18 protein-coding genes are annotated in these 20,543 nt (G+C 44.1%); 13 read left to right on the top strand and 5 right to left on the bottom strand.

From position 1 onward, the window contains the following. Positions 1-40: 40 nt before the first annotated feature. Entirely contained in the window at positions 41-1,696 is a 1,656-nt protein-coding gene (gene rpoN, locus ACT3S4_RS06265) for an RNA polymerase factor sigma-54 (RefSeq protein WP_444760722.1), read from the bottom strand. Positions 1,697-2,009: 313 nt separating this feature from the next. On the opposite strand from rpoN, the gene ACT3S4_RS06260 reads away from it, so the two are divergent. Continuing rightward, the gene (locus ACT3S4_RS06260; protein WP_444760721.1) at positions 2,010-2,906 is read left to right on the top strand and encodes a nitrilase-related carbon-nitrogen hydrolase; all 897 of its coding nucleotides are present in this window, start codon (positions 2,010-2,012) and stop codon (positions 2,904-2,906) included. 41 nt (positions 2,907-2,947) lie between these two features. Here the strand turns inward: ACT3S4_RS06260 and ACT3S4_RS06255 are convergent, their stop codons facing one another. From ACT3S4_RS06255 to ACT3S4_RS06240, 4 genes are all read right to left on the bottom strand, one after another. After that, the gene (locus ACT3S4_RS06255) at positions 2,948-3,982 is read right to left on the bottom strand and encodes a tyrosine recombinase XerC (protein WP_444760720.1); all 1,035 of its coding nucleotides are present in this window, start codon (positions 3,980-3,982) and stop codon (positions 2,948-2,950) included. 14 nt (positions 3,983-3,996) lie between these two features. Further along, entirely contained in the window at positions 3,997-4,884 is an 888-nt protein-coding gene (gene dapF, locus ACT3S4_RS06250) for a diaminopimelate epimerase (protein ID WP_045443366.1), read from the bottom strand. A 262-nt stretch (positions 4,885-5,146) separates the two neighbouring features. After that, the gene (gene lysA / locus ACT3S4_RS06245; RefSeq protein WP_444760719.1) at positions 5,147-6,502 is read right to left on the bottom strand and encodes a diaminopimelate decarboxylase; all 1,356 of its coding nucleotides are present in this window, start codon (positions 6,500-6,502) and stop codon (positions 5,147-5,149) included. A 93-nt stretch (positions 6,503-6,595) separates the two neighbouring features. Next, a complete protein-coding gene (locus ACT3S4_RS06240; protein WP_444760718.1) occupies positions 6,596-7,027 on the bottom strand; it encodes an LptM family lipoprotein in 432 nt (143 codons plus the stop codon). A gap of 537 nt (positions 7,028-7,564) precedes the next feature. Here ACT3S4_RS06240 and ACT3S4_RS06235 point away from each other — a divergent pair. The 12 genes from ACT3S4_RS06235 to ACT3S4_RS06180 all read left to right on the top strand — a co-directional run bounded on the left by ACT3S4_RS06235 (position 7,565) and on the right by ACT3S4_RS06180 (position 20,488). Next, positions 7,565-8,797, top strand: coding sequence for an acetate/propionate family kinase (locus ACT3S4_RS06235; protein ID WP_055123535.1), 1,233 nt, complete (start codon positions 7,565-7,567; stop codon positions 8,795-8,797). Between the two features lie 217 nt (positions 8,798-9,014). Continuing rightward, positions 9,015-11,171, top strand: a complete 2,157-nt coding sequence (pta, locus tag ACT3S4_RS06230) for a phosphate acetyltransferase (RefSeq protein WP_087814548.1) — start codon at positions 9,015-9,017, stop codon at positions 11,169-11,171. A gap of 281 nt (positions 11,172-11,452) precedes the next feature. Next, positions 11,453-12,367, top strand: coding sequence for a nicotinate-nicotinamide nucleotide adenylyltransferase (locus tag ACT3S4_RS06225; RefSeq protein ID WP_444760717.1), 915 nt, complete (start codon positions 11,453-11,455; stop codon positions 12,365-12,367). 141 nt (positions 12,368-12,508) lie between these two features. After that, positions 12,509-12,922, top strand: a complete 414-nt coding sequence (gene rsfS, locus ACT3S4_RS06220) for a ribosome silencing factor (RefSeq protein WP_045443355.1) — start codon at positions 12,509-12,511, stop codon at positions 12,920-12,922. Positions 12,923-13,147: 225 nt separating this feature from the next. Then, positions 13,148-13,930, top strand: a complete 783-nt coding sequence (locus tag ACT3S4_RS06215; RefSeq protein ID WP_444760716.1) for an MOSC domain-containing protein — start codon at positions 13,148-13,150, stop codon at positions 13,928-13,930. A 202-nt stretch (positions 13,931-14,132) separates the two neighbouring features. Continuing rightward, positions 14,133-15,008 carry an N-acetylmuramoyl-L-alanine amidase gene (locus ACT3S4_RS06210; protein WP_444760715.1) on the top strand — a complete coding sequence of 292 codons (876 nt, stop codon included), beginning with the start codon at positions 14,133-14,135 and terminating at the stop codon, positions 15,006-15,008. Positions 15,009-15,058: 50 nt separating this feature from the next. Beyond that, positions 15,059-15,799, top strand: coding sequence for a pyridoxine 5'-phosphate synthase (locus tag ACT3S4_RS06205; protein WP_444760714.1), 741 nt, complete (start codon positions 15,059-15,061; stop codon positions 15,797-15,799). A gap of 234 nt (positions 15,800-16,033) precedes the next feature. After that, positions 16,034-17,224: a glycine C-acetyltransferase gene (gene kbl / locus ACT3S4_RS06200; RefSeq protein WP_444760713.1), complete on the top strand. Its 1,191-nt coding sequence runs from the start codon at positions 16,034-16,036 to the stop codon at positions 17,222-17,224. 58 nt (positions 17,225-17,282) lie between these two features. Further along, positions 17,283-18,308: an L-threonine 3-dehydrogenase gene (gene tdh / locus ACT3S4_RS06195; protein WP_444760712.1), complete on the top strand. Its 1,026-nt coding sequence runs from the start codon at positions 17,283-17,285 to the stop codon at positions 18,306-18,308. Positions 18,309-18,427: 119 nt separating this feature from the next. Then, complete coding sequence (locus ACT3S4_RS06190) at positions 18,428-18,604, top strand: hypothetical protein (RefSeq protein ID WP_176393047.1); 177 nt, start codon at positions 18,428-18,430, stop codon at positions 18,602-18,604. A gap of 107 nt (positions 18,605-18,711) precedes the next feature. Then, positions 18,712-19,419 (top strand): hypothetical protein, encoded by a 708-nt coding sequence (locus tag ACT3S4_RS06185; protein WP_087814541.1) that lies wholly within the window; start codon positions 18,712-18,714, stop codon positions 19,417-19,419. Continuing rightward, the gene (locus tag ACT3S4_RS06180; RefSeq protein ID WP_087814540.1) at positions 19,400-20,488 is read left to right on the top strand and encodes an XRE family transcriptional regulator; all 1,089 of its coding nucleotides are present in this window, start codon (positions 19,400-19,402) and stop codon (positions 20,486-20,488) included. Before ACT3S4_RS06185 ends, ACT3S4_RS06180 begins: the two co-directional genes overlap by 20 nt. The last annotated feature ends 55 nt before the right edge of the window (positions 20,489-20,543 follow it).

The following is a 20,543-nucleotide window of genomic DNA, read 5'->3' as shown; positions in this document are numbered from 1 at the left end:
GATAGCACTATTTTTCTCTTAAGTCATTGAATTGTGACATTTAATATTTCTGTTTACGCTGAGTAGACGAGCCAATATTCATTGCTTCACGATATTTGGCCACGGTTCTTCTAGCGATATCGATACCTTCGGATAATAAACAATCTTTTATGCGACTGTCAGATAATGGATTTTTGGCATCTTCATCGGCTATCAGTTGCTTAATCATGGCGCTAATGGCAGTCGATGAAATATCGCCGTCGGTACTGCTGACATGAGATGAAAAGAAATGCTTGAGTGAAAACAATCCCTGCGGCGTCAAAATTGTTTTACTGGTGGTTAGACGTGAAACGGTCGATTCGTGCAAATCCACTTCTTCCGCAATGGCTTTTAGGATGAGCGGTTGCATGGCAGTCGCGCCATGCTGCAAGAACTCTTGCTGATAACGCACGATACTGGTTGCCACTTTTAATAGGTTTTGATTACGCTCTTCAATACTACGAATAAACAAGCGGGCATCGGTGAGGTTTTCACGCAGATATTGATTGTCGGGGCTGTCATCACCGCGCTTCACCAAATTGGCATATTCTTGATTGACTCTTAGCTTTGGCATGGTCTCAGGATTGAGGCGCACATTCCAGCCGTCCTCTTGCGTCGATGTATCTGAACTCGTCTGATTCTGATGGTGACGTATAGGCGTGACCAAAACATCAGGAATATCATAGCTGGCTGGCGACTGAGTATAGTCTGGTTGGCTGCTTTGAAACAGCAAACCAGGTGACGGATTCAAGGTACGCAGCAAGTTAAGCGCGGGGGTAATCTGTGTAGGCGCGAGTCCAGTCCGCTCAGTCAATGCTTTGATGTTATTGCTCACCAAATGCTCACTGGCTGACAACAATGCTTGTGCTTCTTTTAGATGGTCAGTATTTGCATCGAGCTTGGACAACTGAATCGCTAGGCACTCACTGAGATTTCGCGCCCCCACACCCAGCGGATCACAAGACTGAATAACACGTAAAACAGCCATGACTTCATCGTGCTCAACAGGCTCTTCCCATTGATAAAAACTTGCCATCGTATCGAAGCTTTGCAACAGCTCATCGATATCAAGCCGCACAAAACCCATGTCATCCATAGAATCCATCAGATAGGTTACAATCAACATGTCCGCTTCTGAGAGATGCTTAAAGTTCAGCTGCCAGCGCACATGGTCTTGTATGGTGGCAGAAGTGCCGCCTTGATAACTATCAAAATCCTCGTCACTTTTGCTCCCCGAACTGCTTGCCGTAGATGCATAATTACTGCTATCAACACTACTTTCAAAGCTACTATAGTCGTCACTATCCATCGTATGATTGTCTATGGCACCATCATCGATACTGGCTTGCTGTAATTTGTCCAAGCTGTCACTAAAGTCTTCATCTGGTTCAGAGGTATGGGTATTACTCTCAGAGGTTACGCTAAATGAGTCAATATCAGTACTCTGGTTCCAGCTATCAAGTGTCAATGATTCATCTACTCTATCGCCGCTGCCATAATCGTATTCATCTTCATCATCCTCAATACGTTCAAGCAATGGATTACTATCCAGCTTGGCCTGAACTTCTTGCGCAAGCTCAAGACTAGAGAGTTGCAGCAATTTAATAGCTTGCTGCATTTGCGGGGTCAGTTTTTGTGAGGTGCTCAGCGTGGTCGCCAATCCGAAAGACATACTCATGGGTGGCTTATTACACTCCGATACTGGTGATAGTCTATATATGTTGCCACTTAAAGTAGCGATTTAACGTTATCAGGACATGACGATAGCATTTTTCGTGGCAATTTTGCTATGATAATTTATAGACGGCCCAATACGCTTATTGCTCTCTACTTATAAAACTCTATAAATTTGACCGTTTTAGCATGAACTGCTAAACAATAAACAACAAAATCTTGTTGATAATAATAAGGCTATATAAAAAATACAAGGTACATGACACAAAACCTTCGAGTCAATTGAATCACTCTTAACATTAACCGAGAATAATACGATGAATGAACAAGCAAATAAACCGCACCTTGTCACTGCTGCGATTCAAATGAATAGCCAGCAAGACATCGAAAAAAACGTAGCGGCTATAAAAGCTGCTATCAGCGATGCCAGTCATCAAGGTGCTCACCTTGTTGTCTTACCAGAAAACTGCTGTAGCATGGGCGAGCAATTTGCCACCGCAGAGCGCTTTGATTCGCTATCAGCGACGATAGCAAACTATGCCAGTACTTACGGTGTCTATGTGCTGGCAGGCTCACTGCCCTGCCCTTATCGCCCTGATGGCGTCATCGTGCCTGATGGCAGACTGCGCCAAGTCAGTCAGCTATTTACCCCTGACGGCACGCGAGTGGCACGCTATGACAAAATTCACCTATTCACGGCGACGGTAGCAGATAAACATGGCAGCTATAATGAAGCGGCGACGTTTGAGCCTGGCACACAGACTGTAGTTGCAACAGTAGAGAGTAATCATGCTGCTTATCAACTGGGTATGATGGTTTGTTTTGATTTGCGTTTTCCCGCATTGGCACAGCGCTTACGTCAAGCAGGCGCTGACCTATTAAGTGCGCCATCGGCATTTACTTATTTAACGGGGCAAGCGCACTGGTCGCTGTTACTTCGCGCACGGGCGTTAGACAGTCAGTGCATGGTCATTGGCGCAGCACAAGGCGGCGACCATGTTTATAAAAACGGTGATATCCGTCAAACGTGGGGGCATACCACTATCACAGCTTTTGATGGCACGATTATTAACAGCTATGAGGATAGTGAATTAAACAACGCTATTAATAAAGATAATAAAAATTATGCTTTGATCTTGGCAACCTTAGATAAACAGACTCAACAGCAAGGCCGCCAAAAAATGCCCATTTTTGACTGTCATCGTTTGGCGTAAGTCAATTTCAATACTGAATAGTAAGTATTGAATATCGAATATTAGGTGGTATTTTCTTCGGTCCGTGTATGAGTCGCACGCGGATGGGCGCGATCATAGACTTGCGTGAGCTTAGCAAAATCGACATGGGTATAAATTTGCGTGGTACTGATATCGCTATGCCCAAGCATTTCTTGCACCGCGCGCAAATCGCCACTGCCCGACAGCATGTGCGAAGCAAAACAATGACGCAATAGATGCGGATACATATTTTGTGCGATGCCGGCACGCGTAGCCGCAACTTTGAGACGCTGCTGCACTGCCCGTGTCGATAAACGCGTACCTAGTTTTTCACTAATAAATAGTGCGCTGTCCATCTGCTCCACCCACAGATTACGATGCGGTAGATAACGGCTAATCGCTTCTGCTGCCTTGACACCTAACGGCACCAAACGCGTTTTATTGCCTTTACCTGTCACGCGCACGCGCAGGTCTGACAAATCTACATCGACCATATCCAACGCGACCAACTCACCTACGCGCAGACCGCTGCTATAAAGCAATTCAAACATCGCCTTATCACGCAGCCATAGGCGCGCTTGTTCCGGTGTATCAGGCATCTCTTGGTCAAGCAGCTGAGTGAGCAAATCAACATCAGCGATAGACGGTAGCGGTCGAGGACTACGTTTGAGCTGATAGCCAGTCGTTGGGTTAATACGTGCTAAATCCTCTTCTATCAGCCAGCCATAAAAATGGCGAATGGCTGACAGCTCTTGCTGGACGCTAGCAAGTGCCAACTTGTCTTCATCCAAGCGTTGGCTAATATGCTGGGCTAATTGGCGTTTATCGCAGCGCGTCCACGTCAGGCGTTTCCCACGTAAAAATAGCGCCAATTGATTCAATCCTGCAAAATAAGCGGTCAACGTATGCGGCGAGTGATTGCGCACCGACAAGACATTAAGCCAACGATGCACGGGCGCTAATAAATCATGTAACGCAGCATCCGACTCTATAGCTGCGGCGTGCTCGACTGATAGCCATGCTTTTGCCTCAGAATCTGAGGTAGGCTCCATCGTATGATTGTTTTTATTAGACATAGCCCTATTATCCATTAGCCTTCTGGATTGGGCTTGATGCCCGCTTGTGCCATCAGACCATCTGGGCTAAATACGCCTTCGTAAACAAAGGCGGTCGGACCGGTCATCATCACTGAATAACCCGGCTGCCATTTGATGATCATACTGCCACCATAAAGCTGCGCACGCACGTCTTCGCCTTCATCGAGCCAGCCTTCGCGGATACCAACCGCTACTGCGGCACAAGCGCCAGTACCACAGGCTTGTGTCTCACCGACACCGCGCTCATACACACGCAGACGAATATGACGCTGATTCATCACTTGCATAAAGCCGACATTGACACGGTCAGGAAAGGCGGGATGCGATTCGATGGCTTTGCCTAAGGTTTCAACGTCAGCATCGAGCACGTTATCAACTTTGATAACGGCATGCGGGTTGCCCATATTGGCAACATAAAGCTGTACAGGAGTGCCGTTTACATCGAGATGATAAGCATTTTGGATTTTGGTCGTGGCTCTGGGGGTAAAAGGAATCTCGCTTGGTTCAAATTTCGGCTTGCCCATATCGACTTCGACCCAGCCATAACGATCAGTGGTCAATGAAATGATGCCGCTTGCCGTCTCAACACGCAAACGCTGTTTAAATGACAGTTTACGCGCTTGCACAAAACGGGCAAAACAGCGCGCACCATTACCGCACTGCTCAACTTCCGACCCATCAGCATTAAAAATGCGATAACTAAAATCAACGTCAGGACGCATCGGTGGCTCAACGACGAGCAGCTGATCAAAGCCAATACCCAAATGACGGTCACCCAGTAACTGTACCAAATCCTTGGTCAAATCTAAGCGCTGAGTCACCAAATCGATGACCATAAAATCATTGCCCAGACCATGCATCTTCGTAAATTCTATTAGCATATCCTTGTTATCCTATCCTATTTTTATGTATGTCTTATATTAGCACGCTGTCAGATACAATCATAACTATCACCGCTATCAAATACTAAGTTAACACGATGCTAAATCCACCTTGTACAGCCAAACTGATATCTCTCATTAGAGCAGGCCATAAAAAAGCCCATCATCATAAAGACAATGGGCTTTTTATTTAGGGCATGCCCTCAATCTGAACGAAAACGCCTAAATGGGCTAAAAATGGCTAAACCTATTGGTCACCGATTTATTTACCTTGCCACAATACTTCGTCTGCATATAACGCTTCAATAATTTCGCGTTTGCGAATCAGTTGATGGCTGTCATCGGCTACCATTACTTCACTAGCACGCGGGCGTGAATTATAATTGCTACTCATGGTAAAGCCATACGCACCAGCACCTGTGATTGCTAAAACATCGCCTACCGCAAGCGACAATAAACGGTCTTTCGCTAAAAAATCACCCGTTTCGCAAATAGCGCCAACGATATCCCATGGCTGCGTGCCATTAGTGTCGATGCCATTCTCAGGCAAAACACTTGGAATGACTGCCATTTCAGCTTGATATAACGCCGGACGAATCAAGTCATTCATTGCTGCGTCAACAATAGCAAAGTTCTTATGTTCCGTTGGTTTGAGTACATCAACCTTGGTCAATAATATCCCAGCATTTGCCACAATACTGCGACCCGGCTCAAAGAATACCGTTAAGCCAAGCTCGCTAAGTTTCGGTAATAAAGCTTGGGCAAACTCGTCGATAGATACTGGTGTCTCATCGATATAACGCACACCCAAACCACCGCCCAAATCGATATGACGCAGCTCGATACCTTTATCACGTAGGTTGTGTATCAGCTCAATCACTTTATCTAAAGCTGCTACAAATGGCGCAACTTCAGTCAACTGCGAGCCAATATGACAGTCAATACCGACGATATCAATATGAGACAGCTCAGCTGCCTGCTCATAGACGGCAACCGCGTCTTCGTGGGTGATACCAAATTTATTGTCTTTTAACCCTGTTGAGATATACGGATGCGTCTTGGCGTCAACATTGGGATTAACCCGTAGTGAAATTGGCGCAGGCTTATTCAATTTCTGTGCCACATCATTAATCAAAGTCAGCTCGCTGATTGACTCTACGTTAAAACAACCAATACCTTGGGTCAGGGCATACTCGATATCGCTATCAGTCTTGCCCACGCCTGAGAACACCACACGTGAAGCATCACCACCTGCCGCCAATACGCGCATGAGCTCGCCACGAGAGACGATGTCAAATCCTGCCCCTGCTTGCGCCAATATACCAAGCACTGCAAGATTAGAATTGGCTTTTACCGCATAACAAATCTGGTGCGTTAAACTGGCAAAGCTATCGCTATAAGCTTGATAGACATCCAAAATGGCTTGTTTTGAGTAGACATAGCATGGCGTATCGTAGTGTTTAACCACATCATCAATGCTTACCTGCTCCATATACAATGCACCATCGCGATAATCTAGCGCGGGTAAATGGGCGGTTAAAGCTTGAGGATTAACATACAAGCCTTGCTCAGTTTGGATCGTGACAGATTCGCCAGTTTGTTGCTCAGAATGACTCATATAAACATCTCTAATTTCATCAGGTTATCAAAGTTAAAAAATCTTAGGGTGTACACCGAAATCTCGTCGACGGCATTGAGTTTTTAATAAAAATCAATAATCATTCGGGTCTTCACTGGGTTCCGGTAGCTTAAAACCATCCATTTCTTGATGACCATCATCTTGTGTCGAATAGGTACTACCCTGTATGCCAGCGCTATCCGTAGCTCCTTGAACTGTCTGGCTACTAGCGTCGGCGAGGTATAGATTGCCTTTTTGACCGCAACCCACCAAACCCATCATAATTACCCCACTAATAATAAAAGTGGAGATAACACGGCGACCAAGATCAGCGACATTAGTGTGCTCAGTTTTCGAAAAGCGGTTAATAGTAAACATAGAATAGAGAACCTGTGACTTTGCAATGGCATGAGGATGATAAAAAGCACGAGTCATAAAGGCGATAGATCCAACCCTATAGACAGCTAAATAAAAGCTATCGCCATCGCTAAAAAATGACAATATGACTGCTTTGGATAATAGCATTATTACATAATGCTGTGTGCATACTGAATGTCCCTAATCAATAAATTTGGACGAGTTTGGTTTTTCTAAGTTTTGCTAAGCTTTACTAGACCGTGCGACTGCCATTTACTAAGCGATCGTTGATACTAGCGGTCTTAATGTATCGCTATAATGGTAAAACAGCCTATTATATTTACTTAGACAAATTTTCTTACAATTTATTATGAGCTACTATATTTGGCTGTAGCAGCCGACAAACCCTAGCGACACTCGGTGTACAGTTGTATTGTCTATACCACATTCTATCAATTTAACCCTTATAGTTATCGTGGTATAGCCATAAAACTATGGTACATTATGTGTAGACCTTGCGACTGTGTTGAGGCGCTAGCATGCGACTTAACAAGCACTGATCAATAGTGCCAGCCCAAGAGTGACCAGAATCAGCAATGTACTTGCTTGACCTATGTCGGCATGGATGCGGCTGGTTTTTGTTTATTCAACCGGTACTCGTCTGTGATGAGTCACCCTTTACAAAATACAATCTAAGGACAGAGTATGAGCGCCAGCCTAACCACCACTTTTGATGACAAAAATACCGAAACATCGAACCTAATCAATCCCACCTTAGTCCTCAACTGCGGTTCCTCTTCTATCAAATACGCGCTGATTAGCGAAGACAATTCTATTCGTATCACTGGTTTGGCCGAAAACTTAGGACTCGATACTGCTCGTATCAAACACACGACGTTGAATGGTGATAAGCTGGAAATCTCTATCTCAGGTGGTCGTCATCAGTTAGCATTACAAAAAATCCTTGAGCTATTAGAACAGTATCATTTCATCGCCGTTGGTCATCGCGTGGTTCATGGTGGCCGTGAGTACTCTGCAGCAGTCCGTGTCGATGAGCATGTGCTGGACGAAGTAAAACGCTTAAAAATACTCGCGCCACTGCATAACCCTGCCCATGCTTTAGGTATCGAAGCGGTACAGGCGATTTATCCTGATATTCCTCAAGTCGTCGTCTTTGATACAGCCTTTCACCAAACCATGCCTCCTGTTGCTTTTCGCTACCCACTACCAAAAGCCCTATACGAAGAACACAAAATCCGCCGTTATGGCTTTCATGGTACGTCTCATGCCTATGTCTCAGAGCGTGCCAGTGAAATTACTGAGTCTAAAGGCCCACATGGTTGGCTTACAGCGCATCTGGGCAACGGCTGCTCGGCGACTGCCGTTTATGATGGCAAAAGTTTCGATACCAGCATGGGTCTGACCCCGCTTGAAGGGCTCATGATGGGTACGCGTAGTGGTGATGTTGACCCAAGTCTACACATACACCTAAAGCGCCAGCTCGGTATGAGCTTGGAAGAGATTGATGCCATGCTCAATAATGAAAGTGGTCTATTGGGTGTCTCAGGATTGTCTAATGATTTACGTACCGTCGAACAAGCGGCGAACGAAGGTCACGCAGATGCCAAGCTCGCTATCGAGATGTTCTGTTACCGCGTCGGTAAATATCTTGCCAGCTTAAGCTGCGCGTTACCAGAATTCACAGGCATTGTCTTTACGGGCGGTATCGGCGAAAACTCAGTCACCACCCGTACCAGTATCTTAGAAGTGATGCGTCATTTCGGCATAAAAGTAGACGCTGACAAAAATGCGAGCTTGTTTGGTGGTAGCGAAGGCAGCTTCCACGCAGACGATAGCAGCATTGAGCTGTGGGTTGTGCCAACTGATGAAGAGTGCCGTATTGCTCAAGAAACACGTGAAGCATTGGGCTTACTCTAAGCTCAATGCTTTTTATAAGTTGCTTATATTATAAGTTACTTGTGATTTTCTCATAAGCTTTTAGTCGTCTTATCAGCTTTTTTATTCATTAGACGTGTTAAGTTATTTTTTTGCCCAGCGCTTCTTATACATAGCCTATGATGAGAAGCGCGACGTTTTACTCATTCCAGCAAGGATGAAGTGAGCTTTAAAAATATAATAAACCGTAGGATACTTTATGCAAACCATTTTACTAGTTCCCATCAGCCGTGGTATCGGCGTAACGTCAGCAGCGCTTGGATTGATTCGCGCTCTTGATTACAACGGTATCAAAGCGGGCTTTATGAAGCCATTTTTGCAAGATGATACACTTGATAAGCAAAACAGTTTAGACAGCTCAAGCGCGTTAGCAATGCATGCTTTTGGTCTGACGCCACCTAAATCTATCAGTCGGCAGCGTGTTGAGCGTATGATCGGTGATGGTAACCTTGATGACTTGATGGAAGAAGTGGTCGTCAATTATCATACTCTTGGCGATGATTATGATGTGGTGATCTGTGAAGGCTTAGTACCGACCACAGAAACCTCTTATGCCTCACAAATCAACCGGGCGATTGCTCATGCGTTAGATGCTAGAATCATCTTTGTTAGCACCGCTGATACCAGTAAACCAGCCTATCTGGCTGATAAGCTTGACGTTCACGCTCGTGAGTTTGGCGGCATCGCCCATGAGCGTACGCTCGGCGCGATTTTGATGCGTGTACATGACTTGCCAAATGCGCAAAGCACTGTAGAAAATCAAATCGTTGCCCCTGGTGAAGCGGTTGTGAGTTTAGATGACGGCTTTATGCAAGAAGTCCAGCGCCTATCACCGCATTTTAATACTGATGCGTTCCGTTTAATCGGGGTGGTGCCATTCAGTGATTCACTGTCCGTGCCTCGTACGTGGGATATCGCCACTGAGCTGGATGCCAAATGGCTCAATGTCGGTGAAGCTAAGTCACGCCGTATTAACCGCATTAGCCTAACCGCACGCTCGGTCGCACGCGTCGATGAGGTGTTTAAACGTGGCACCCTTATCGTCGTACCGGGCGATCGAGATGATTTACTATTAGCAGCAGGTTTGGCTTGTATCAACGGTATCCCGCTGGCAGGATTGGTATTAACTGGCGGCGTCGAGCCGAGTGCAACCGTCGCTGAGCTATGGCAATCTGCCCTCAAAACAGGCATCCCTGTCATGAGTGTCGAAAGCGACAGCTATGAGACCGTACAGAGCCTCATGCACATGAGCGCAGAGATTCCAAGTGATGATACTGAACGTGCTGAAGAAGTGGCTCGTTATGTCGCCGCCCATTTAAATCTTAGCTGGATTAAAGAATATTTTAGTCAAAATCATGAGCCGCGCCTCTCACCATCTGCATTCCGTCATCAAGTGGTTAAAAAAGCACAAGACGCCAAAAAACGCATCGTGCTACCAGAGGGTTCTGAGCCGCGTACCGTTGAAGCCGCTTGTATCTGTCAAAGCCGCGGTATCGCCAACTGTGTACTACTCGCTAAGCGTAGCGATGTCGAGCAAGTGGCTAAAAATCTCGACTTAGTTTTACCTGAAGGTCTTGAAATAATTGACCCCGACACGCTTGATATGAGCAAGTATATCGCTGCAGTGGTCGAACGCCGTAAAGGTAAAACCAGCGCAGAAGTCGCGGCTGAATACTTAAAAGACACCGTATATCTAGGCACGACCATGCTACAGATGGACGAAGTCGACGGCCTCGTTTCTGGCGCGATTCATACCACCGCCAATACCGTCCGTCCAGCGTTTCAGTTGATTAAGACCGCACCGCAATACTCGCTCGTATCATCAGTATTTTTTATGCTGCTACCTGAGCAAGTGGTTGTATACGGTGACTGTGCCATTAATCCTGATCCAAATGCCGAAGAATTGGCTGAGATTGCCATTCAATCAGCACAGTCTGCTGCCGCCTTCGGTATTGATCCAAAAGTTGCGATGATTAGCTATTCTACAGGCTCATCAGGAACTGGCGCAGATGTCGAAAAAGTCACCCGTGCAACCCAAATCGTCCGCGAGCGTGCGCCACATCTAAAAGTCGATGGACCTCTACAGTATGACGCCGCTTCTGTCATGAGCGTCGGCAAGCAAAAAGCGCCTGATTCACCGGTTGCTGGGCAAGCCAATGTCTTTATTTTCCCAGACCTCAATACGGGCAATACCACTTATAAAGCCGTACAACGTAGCGCCAATGTGGTGAGTGTTGGCCCAATGCTGCAAGGTTTGAATAAGCCAGTAAATGACTTGTCTCGCGGAGCCTTGGTCGATGATATTATCTACACCATTGCCCTTACTGCTATTCAAGCTCATAGCGACGCGATTTAATTGCATTAAAATGTAGGACTAATTGCGCTATAAGTAACCGACTATCAAAATGATGGTCGGTTTTTTATTGGCTATATTCATAACTGACTTTTTTAAAAATTTTCATCACGGATAGCTAAGCGCTCATTTTACCTAGTATTTCAGCGCTTTTAATGACAGATGCCCGCTTGCCCTCTACAATAGCGCTACCATCGAAGCATTTAACCTAAAAAGGTCAGCCGATAAAAGGATAAAATGCATCAACGACAACGTGCCTCTTATCTATTTTTACGCATTTATTTATGCCAAATACCAGCAAAAATCCTCAAAAAAGTACACCTGCGCCAGCTATTCGTGCTTATCTTGGCGGCTCATTTGATCCCGTACATGAGGGTCATCTGCAAATGGCGATGACTGTTTATCAGCGTTTGCTACCGATAGCCAAGCAGCAACAGCGAGCGCTGCACGTGTCACTATTGCCCAATGCGCGCTCTCCCTTTAAAGAAAAAAGTACAGATCCTAAACACCGTCTGGCGATGTTAAAGCTTGCAACACTCAACACACCGCTACAAATTAATGAGCTTGAGCTGTGGCAAACACCGCCTGTCTATACCATCGATAGTGTACGCACGTTGCGCCAGCGTTATCCAAATGACAGTCTAATATTCATCATCGGTATGGATAGCGCGCTGAGTTTGAGCAAATGGAAAAACGGTTTAGAGCTTACGGATTACGTCAATCTTTGGGTGTTTAATCGTGATGACCTATCTGATATTAATCATAAAAATAATCACCTGTTGGCAACCACGACTCATTGCGCCAACAAAACGTTAGTCGCACAGGATACGATGAACTTGCACATCCAATTACCTGCGCAGCTGCAATCTTTACGCATCGATGCGCCTATTGATTTATTACAGCCCACCTCTCAAGCACTGACCGATAGCCGTCTCTTGAAAAACACCCATCAAGGCCACATTTATATAGACTCGCATCCTATCGCCACGATATCCAGTACACAGATACGCCAACAGTTGCAGCCGACGGAAAATCGATCGAATATAATGTCCGCAGCGGCAAGGCAAATGACATCTATCGCACCAATAAATGATATCATAGACAATACTGCACCCAATCCATTAGCTAAATGGCTAAATCCTGCTGTTTATCAATATATTATCGCCCATCAGCTATATTCTGCTGCTCAATTCCGTTAAAATCGCCTTATCTTTGTCATTTTGCCCATCCAGTCTCTACAGCTGACTGGCGACATCTAGTCCATTCGACAATGCCAACGCATGCAAATTGACGATTTACCTTTTTATTTTTAATATTGACGATTCAAGAGATCAAAATTTATGACCAACACCATGACTGAAGAACGCTTAAAAGAATGCTTAGCCGTTGTTGAGACCGCTCTAGACGATATGAAAGCGAAGAACATCACTGTAATGAATGTAGAAGATTTGACTGACGTAACCGAACGCATCGTTATCGCTGACGGTACTTCTAAGCGCCATGTACGCGCAATGGCTGACAATGTCGGCGCTGAAGCGAAGCAAGCGGGCTTTATGCCACTTGGTCGCGAAGGCGGTATCGACTCTGACTGGACATTGATTGATCTGGGCGCTGTCGTCGTGCATGTGATGACGCCACAAGCCCGTGAGTTCTATGACTTAGAAGGTCTATGGTCATCACCTGAGCAATTGGCTGAGCTGGTCGCTGTACCGCGTGAAAAGAAAACCGCTGGTCGCCGCAATAAAAATAAATAATTTTATTTATTTTTATAACGCTGTGAAAACCAAAAAGACCAGATATCTATTCTGGTCTTTTTTTGTCTAAAATTTACCGTTCTAATACCCTTTCACCTACTGCTAAATATTAAGCGGCTGAATGCTTAGCATTAGATGAATGATTAAGCTAAGATAATACGCATTATTAATACCAGTATCAAAGTAGCCTCTCCCCTAATAAATCCCTATAGATTAGGAAAACCTATGAGCTTAGAACCTATAAATGTAGCAACGCTAACACCCTCTACCCAAAAAGATGTAGCCGACTTTAACCAAACCCTGCCGCTACATATCGCCAATCTAACCTGCGTCCGCGCTGGCAAAGCCATGCCATTCACTCGTGAAGAAATGAGCGCCATCGATAAAGCGCCAATTAACGCACCTGTCGCGGTCAATTTTATGGGATTAATTACTGATGAACAAGCCGATCGCAAGCATCATGGCGGCCCACTCAAAGCCGTGCATCAACTGGCACCTGCAACTTATGAGAAAATAAATGCAGAGTTTGGTCTAAAAGTCCGCGTCGGTACATTGGGCGAAAATCTTACGACTGAACCCGTCAACGGTCTACCTGAAATGACCGAATCTACAGTTTGTATTGGCGACGTTTTTGAATATGGTGATACGGCTACTAGTACGGATGATGTTGATAATTTACAACTGCGTATCGTTCAACCGCGACGCCCCTGCTACAAAATCAACGACCAAATCGGACAATTTACCAGAGTGCCAAATATCGCGGCATGGGTCAGCAAACAAGGTATCGCTGGTTGGTACTTCAAAGTGGTGCGTGATGGCATGATTAGCGCTGATTTGCCCGTCTATTTAATCGAACGTCCCTATCCGTTTGCCACGCTTGAAAAGTTATGGCAACTGGCTAATGCTAAAGAGAAATATGATGCCGAAGTAATTGAGCCGTGGCTGTCGATTGAGTGCTTGGAAGAGAGTTGGAAAAAGGTGTTGGCGAAGAAGATTCGCAAGAATTAAAAAAGCTTTCAAAGATATCTCGACCTCATCTACCTACTATCAATAAAAAAATAAAGGCAAGTATAGTCAATCCTATATAAATCAGATACGGTGTCAGGCTCGCTTAGTCTACTATTTGTAGTACTTTCGCTCGCCTTCCTTGTATCCAAATTATATTGAAACGACTATATCAAAGCTCACCTTTATTCACACAGAGCATTTCATGGTAAAAAATATCTTTTTAGCGTTTGGCTTAACACTGCCCTTGATTGGCTGCGTGACCACGACCTCTCCAGTGGCAAGTACTGAGAACTACATCGTGGATAGCACGACATATCAAGCCACTGGCAAAAGCGAACGCATCAAAACCATTGTGCTGCACTATACAGTTTCAGACAATGACAAATCTATCAAAACACTGACCACAGGCAAGGTCAGCGCACACTATTTAGTGTTAGATAATGACGATGATAAAATCTATAATCTAGTACCAGAAAACGAGCGCGCTTGGCATGCAGGTGATGGCGGCTTTGCGGGTAGAACCATCCTGAACGATACCTCTATCGGCATCGAAATTGTCAATGCAGGGATTGCGCCTGAGTATCAAAATACACTAAAAGATGGCAAGTTGGCGTATCATCCTTATGAGCATTATGTGCCATTTAATGAGTTGCAGATTAAAAAGGTCGCGGAGTTGGTGCAAGATATCACGGCGAGATATGACATTTCACCAAAGAATATCATCGGTCATTCTGATATGGCACCCTCGCGCAAAATAGACCCCGGTGCCAAGTTCCCTTGGGAGCAACTGTATAAGCAATATGGCATCGGTGCTTGGTATGATAACGCTGATAAATTTGCGTTTACGGACATAGAAGCGTTTGCGGCAGCCACGATACCTGAGATCAAGCAGCAGTTTCGTGACTATGGCTATCAGATTAACAGTAGCGACGAGTGGGACAAAGCCAGTCGCGATGTCATCTATGCGTTTCAGCTGCACTTTAGACCCCGTAACCCAACAGGAACGGTAGACTTAGAGACTTATGCTATTTTAAAGGCATTGAATAAGAAGTATGCTGATAGCGACGATTTTTATTAGCCATTAACCACCAAAAATCTATCCATAACAACAATGAAAAAGGAAATACTATGAGCACATTGTTTAGCGTAAATTTGAATAAATTGGCTTTGATCCGTAACTCGCGCGGTACTGACTACCCTAACTTGTTGACCTTCGTGAAAAAGCTGATTGACCTAGGGGTTAAAGGCTTTACCGTACACCCGAGACCCGATGAGCGTCATATCAGATACCAAGACGTCTATGATATCAGTGCGTTCTTAAAGGATTATCCAGAGATTGAGTTCAATATCGAAGGGAATCCAAACGAGCAGTTCTTAAAGATTATCCGTGAGGTAAAACCGCATCAATGCACGCTCGTACCAGATAGCGACGATCAGCTGACCTCCGATCATGGCTTTGACATCATCACTCATCATGAGTTTTTATCAGCATTGAGCAAAGAGCTGCAAGCCTTTGGTACACGCTGTGCGGTGTTCATCGACCCTGATATTGAGCAAATCAAAGCGGTCATCGAGAGTGATGTACAGACGATCGAGATGTATACCGAAGAATGGGCGCGTGCCTACAATAATGGTAAGAACGGCGACCAATTCGATGAGGTCAAGCAACGCTTTAGCGACTGTATTAATCTAGCCAATCAAAACGGTATCCGCGTCAATGCGGGTCATGATTTGAATTTGGATAATTTGGCTGATCTGCTCGCGCTTAGTGATATCGCTGAGGTGTCTATTGGTCATGCTTTTACGATTGAGTCATTGGAACAAGGTATGGATAACGTGGTGCGTCAGTATTTAGCAATTTGTGGTTAGTTCATATTAATGAGCAAATAGTCTATTCACTTTACACTCGATGCGGTGATGCTGGGATATATTTTATGCAGCCTCTGTCAGCGTAGACACAGCAAGCAAGTAAAATTTATACCAGTAGCACGGCAATATTGGCGTATCAATTTTATTTTAAAATGACTACAGTTTGGTTCGATCGGCAGTCCTAATATCTGCATTATCAATGCAAACGCTAATAATATTAAAAAAGGAATCTTTATGTATCAAGACTTTAAGAAACATCTACAACAAGAAATCAACGACATACGCGCGTCAGGTCTGTATAAAACTGAGCGCGTTATCACCTCCCCGCAAGATGCGCTCATCAAGATCGCCGATGGTCGTGAGGTGCTGAATTTCTGTGCCAATAATTACCTTGGATTGTCTGACCACCCTGAGATTAAAAAGGCGGCTACCCAAGCCATTGAAAACTCAGGTTATGGTATGTCATCGGTGCGTTTTATTTGTGGTACGCAAGATTTGCATAAGCAATTAGAAGCGGCGATTTCTAAGTTTTTTAATACCGAAGATACGATTCTTTATGCGGCCTGTTTTGACGCCAATGGTGGTGCCTTTGAGCCACTGCTAACCAGTGAAGATGCGATTATTTCTGATTCGCTAAATCATGCCTCAATCATCGATGGCGTGCGCCTGTGTAAAGCGGCTCGCTATCGTTATGCCAATGCAGATATGCAAGATTTAGAGACGCAATTACAAGCGGCGCAAGCACAGCGTTTTCGTTTAATCGTCACCGATGGTGTGTTTTCGATGGATGGTAATGTCGCGCCAATGGATGAGATTTATGCATTGGCACAAAAATATGATGCCATGGTAATGATTGACGAGTCGCATTCAGCAGGCGTGGTCGGGCGCACGGGTGGCGGCGTGACTGAATTGTTTGATCTGCGTGGTGATATTGAGCTGATCACTGGTACACTGGGCAAGGCATTTGGCGGTGCTATTGGCGGCTTTACCACGGGTAAAAAAGAAATCGTTGAGATGCTGCGTCAACGCTCACGCCCGTATCTGTTTTCAAACTCCATTCCTCCCATGGTGGCTGCCGCTGGGGTAAAAGCGTTTGAAATGCTGTCGCAAGACAATACCTTACAAGACCAATTGCATGAAAATACCGCCTATTTTGTGAAGCAAATGCAAGATGCGGGCTTCGATATCAAGCCTACCGCATCGGCCATTTGTGCAGTAATGCTCTATGACGCCAATGTCTCGCAGCAAATGGCAGATGCACTGCTTGAAGAAGGCATTTACGTGATTGGCTTCTTTTACCCTGTCGTACCCAAAGACGAGGCTCGCATCCGTGTCCAGCTCTCTGCCGCTCATACTCGCGAGCAGCTAGATAAGTGTATCGCCGCCTTTATCAAAGTCGCCAAGCAAATGAAGGTGATTGATTAAGCCTCGTTCGGTATTTATCTAGATTCAACCATAAAATGCAGCTACATAAGAGAAACGTATGAAAGCACTGGTTAAAGCCCATTCCAAAAAAGGCATCTGGATGCAAGATATGCCAGAACCTACTGTTGGCATCAATGACGTCAAAATTAAAATTAAAAAAACCGCCATTTGTGGTACAGATTTGCACATTTATAAATGGGATGAGTGGTCAGAAAGAACCATCAAGACGCCGATGATAATCGGACATGAATACGTCGGTATCATTAGCGAAATGGGCGATGGTGTAAAGCACTTTGAAGTGGGTGATCGAGTCACTGGCGAAGGACACATCGCTTGCGGGCATTGCCGTAACTGCCGCCGTGGCAAGCTACATGTGTGCGAAAACACTATCGGCGTGGGCGTCGACCGCGATGGCGCGTTTGCCGAATATTTGGTGATACCTGCCGATAATGTCATCAAACTCGATGAGCGTATCAGCGATGAGATGGCAGCCATTATGGATCCCTTTGGCAATGCCACGCATACTGCCCTTTCATTTCCTGTCCTTGGTGAAGATGTACTGATTACGGGTGCGGGGCTGATTGGTTCAATGGCAACGGCTATTTGCCGCTTCGCAGGGGCGCGTAATATTGTGGTCAGTGATATCAGTGACTATCGCTTGGAGCTTGCCAAAAAAATGGGCGCGACGATGACGATAAACCCAGCCAAAGGTGAAACCATCGAAGGCGCCATTGCTGAGTTAAAAATGCACGGCTTTGATATTGGGCTTGAGATGTCAGGCTCGCCTCAGGCCTTTGATTCGATGATTAGTAACATGTATAACGGCTCTAAAATTGCGCTCTTGGGTATTTTACCTAACACCACCACGGTGGATTGGAGCAAGATTATCTTTAAGGCGTTAACCCTAAAAGGTATTTATGGCCGTGAGATGTGGGAGACGTGGTATCAGATGGAGCAAATGCTGATTAGTGGTATTGATCTGTCGCCAATCATTACCCATCGCATGCACATTGATGACTTTCAAGAAGGCTTTGATATCATGGAAAGTGGGCAATGCGGCAAGGTGATTTTAAGCTGGGATTGATAACGTGGTGCATCAGTATTTGAGGAGTCGTGGTTAGCTTTTACATTATCACGATTGATAAAACGGCACTGATTTCAGTGCCGTTTTTTATAGGGTAAAAATCATATGGAGGATAAGCTATGAGCGATTCTGAAGCCGAAAAACTTGAAAAGTATTTAGCAGAAAAAGCCAAACAAGATCAGGAAAAAGAACAAGCGTCTGAGCCGCTCTCTGCCTATGATGCTTGCGTGCTAAAGGAAAGTGCTAAGATTCATGGGTTGATTGCTGAGGCTCAGAAGTGTTTGGATGGTGAGTAATTTTGATTAAATCATTATGTATAAAAAAATGATCTTAATCGATATTTTTATTTTTTAACACATCATATGATGTTATAATTTATAAAAATTACATGGATGAAACTAATATGTACCAAGCACCACAGTATGAAATCTTCAGCGACTTAGATAGCCGCAACACAGATGGTGAGCTTATAAACAATAGTGAAGCCGTGGAAATTTTGAAGAATAAATTCGGTTTTACTCCTCAAGTCATTTTCGATGCTATTCAAAAAGCTGATCAAAATTTCAATATGAAAACTAAGGTAAACTGTGCAAGCGGTATAGCGCGTTGGGGTGACATTGGGGAAAACATAGCCCTACAATTAATTTCTAACGAAATCGAATTTAGCCGAGGTCAAGGACAACCTACATTAACCATCGTTGATAACAATATTCAAATTATTATCATGTCCAGTAATGACGCTTTAGGTAATATGAACTTGCCGATTTCCTCCAACTGTTCAAAAGGTATTGAGACGAAACATAAAATTGATATAAATAAATATAGAAATATGACTAGCGAGAAACTAGAAACTTGGGTTCTATATTATCCTTCAAGAAAACACGAAATTTATCAAGATGATGCTCCAAGTTTAATTTATGAACTTGCAAGACCAATGTCTTATATAGTAATGGATGATGGAAAAATTTTTCCAACTGATCATGATTGTAGATTGATGTTTTCTTCAGATTCAGAAAATGAGGTTCAGTCATATATGAGTGAGTTTGCTGATGAATCAGTGAACGAGGACTCGTTTGAAATTGGGTATAAAAATGCGAGCAATGAAGAGTAACTTTGAATTCAATAAGCGCCGTCTAAAAATAGCTAAAGACTTAAAGGGGAAAACGAATAAAGATCTAGCAAATATATTGTCATGTACTGAAGCTACAATTTCAAACTATTTGAACGAGAATAAACCTTCAGTGCCTGATTTCGAAAAAGTAGTCAAGTTAAGTGAGTCATTAAACCTACCTTTTGACTTCTTTAACTCCACTTTCAAAACACAAGTGGTAGATGAGCAAATTTTCTTTCGTTCATATAGCCGTATAAAAGCTCAGTACAGAAATTCTGCACTTGCTTACAGTGAGTTTGCAATTCAAACCTTAGAGTATTTTGACAAAACAATATCTAATCTTCCCATTTTCCAAGGCTTCGATATTGACACTTTGGTTAATGAGCCTGAAAAAGCTGCTTTAACACTTCGTGGCGATTGGCAATTAGGTATTCTACCGATTAAAAACATTATTGCCCTACTCGAATCACATGGTATTGCAGTATTCCGTTTGCCAATGGAAGTAAAAGAAGTTGATGCATTCTCTTTTTATCATGATGGGCGACCTATAGTATTTTTGAATACAGCGAAGTCAGCAGAAAGAATGCGCTTCGATGCTGCTCATGAACTTGGTCACTTAGTTCTGCACAGTGATGATAAAAATGTACTTGAAAATATGAAGGACAAAGAGCACGAAGCTGATAGGTTTGCTTCCAGTTTTTTAATGCCGAGAGAAGCATTTGTAGTTATGGCTCCAAACAATCTAAATCTACCGAATCTAATCAGCTATAAAAAATACTGGAAAGTATCTCTTGCAGCTATGAACTATAACTTACACACTAATGGATTATTAACTGATTGGCTTTATCGTTCTAATTGTATCGAGTTTAGTAAACAAGGATATAATAAGTTAGAACCTGAACCTATTGAACGTGAACAACCGATTCTACTTAATAAGATTATTAAGGTTCTCTTAGAAAAAGAAGGTAGGAATTTTTATGAAAATATTGATTTTGGCTATCAAATTTTAGATGATATAACGTTCAAGTTAATCAGTAAAAACACTAAGCCTAGACTGAAATTACTCTAAGATCATTACTCCAAACACAAAAAAGGTGAGCCGAAGCCCACCTTTTTTTATGTCT

The sequence above is a fragment of the Psychrobacter sp. AOP30-A2-5 genome (genome assembly GCF_052378115.1).
Taxonomy (GTDB): domain Bacteria; phylum Pseudomonadota; class Gammaproteobacteria; order Pseudomonadales; family Moraxellaceae; genus Psychrobacter.
The sequence above is the reverse complement of the archived record's forward strand: the minus strand, read 5'-3'. Positions and strand labels throughout refer to the sequence as shown.

Bases quoted from the DNA above. Each gene is read 5' to 3' on its own strand.
- rpoN (WP_444760722.1), bottom strand. From the start codon at position 1,696: ATGAGTATGTCTTTCGGATTGGCGACCACGCTGAGCACCTCACAAAAA.
- ACT3S4_RS06260 (WP_444760721.1), top strand. From the start codon at position 2,010: ATGAATGAACAAGCAAATAAACCGCACCTTGTCACTGCTGCGATTCAA.
- ACT3S4_RS06255 (WP_444760720.1), bottom strand. From the start codon at position 3,982: ATGTCTAATAAAAACAATCATACGATGGAGCCTACCTCAGATTCTGAG.
- dapF (WP_045443366.1), bottom strand. From the start codon at position 4,884: ATGCTAATAGAATTTACGAAGATGCATGGTCTGGGCAATGATTTTATG.
- lysA (WP_444760719.1), bottom strand. From the start codon at position 6,502: ATGAGTCATTCTGAGCAACAAACTGGCGAATCTGTCACGATCCAAACT.
- ACT3S4_RS06240 (WP_444760718.1), bottom strand. From the start codon at position 7,027: ATGCTATTATCCAAAGCAGTCATATTGTCATTTTTTAGCGATGGCGAT.
- ACT3S4_RS06235 (WP_055123535.1), top strand. From the start codon at position 7,565: ATGAGCGCCAGCCTAACCACCACTTTTGATGACAAAAATACCGAAACA.
- pta (WP_087814548.1), top strand. From the start codon at position 9,015: ATGCAAACCATTTTACTAGTTCCCATCAGCCGTGGTATCGGCGTAACG.
- ACT3S4_RS06225 (WP_444760717.1), top strand. From the start codon at position 11,453: ATGCCAAATACCAGCAAAAATCCTCAAAAAAGTACACCTGCGCCAGCT.
- rsfS (WP_045443355.1), top strand. From the start codon at position 12,509: ATGACCAACACCATGACTGAAGAACGCTTAAAAGAATGCTTAGCCGTT.
- ACT3S4_RS06215 (WP_444760716.1), top strand. From the start codon at position 13,148: ATGAGCTTAGAACCTATAAATGTAGCAACGCTAACACCCTCTACCCAA.
- ACT3S4_RS06210 (WP_444760715.1), top strand. From the start codon at position 14,133: ATGGTAAAAAATATCTTTTTAGCGTTTGGCTTAACACTGCCCTTGATT.
- ACT3S4_RS06205 (WP_444760714.1), top strand. From the start codon at position 15,059: ATGAGCACATTGTTTAGCGTAAATTTGAATAAATTGGCTTTGATCCGT.
- kbl (WP_444760713.1), top strand. From the start codon at position 16,034: ATGTATCAAGACTTTAAGAAACATCTACAACAAGAAATCAACGACATA.
- tdh (WP_444760712.1), top strand. From the start codon at position 17,283: ATGAAAGCACTGGTTAAAGCCCATTCCAAAAAAGGCATCTGGATGCAA.
- ACT3S4_RS06190 (WP_176393047.1), top strand. From the start codon at position 18,428: ATGAGCGATTCTGAAGCCGAAAAACTTGAAAAGTATTTAGCAGAAAAA.
- ACT3S4_RS06185 (WP_087814541.1), top strand. From the start codon at position 18,712: ATGTACCAAGCACCACAGTATGAAATCTTCAGCGACTTAGATAGCCGC.
- ACT3S4_RS06180 (WP_087814540.1), top strand. From the start codon at position 19,400: ATGCGAGCAATGAAGAGTAACTTTGAATTCAATAAGCGCCGTCTAAAA.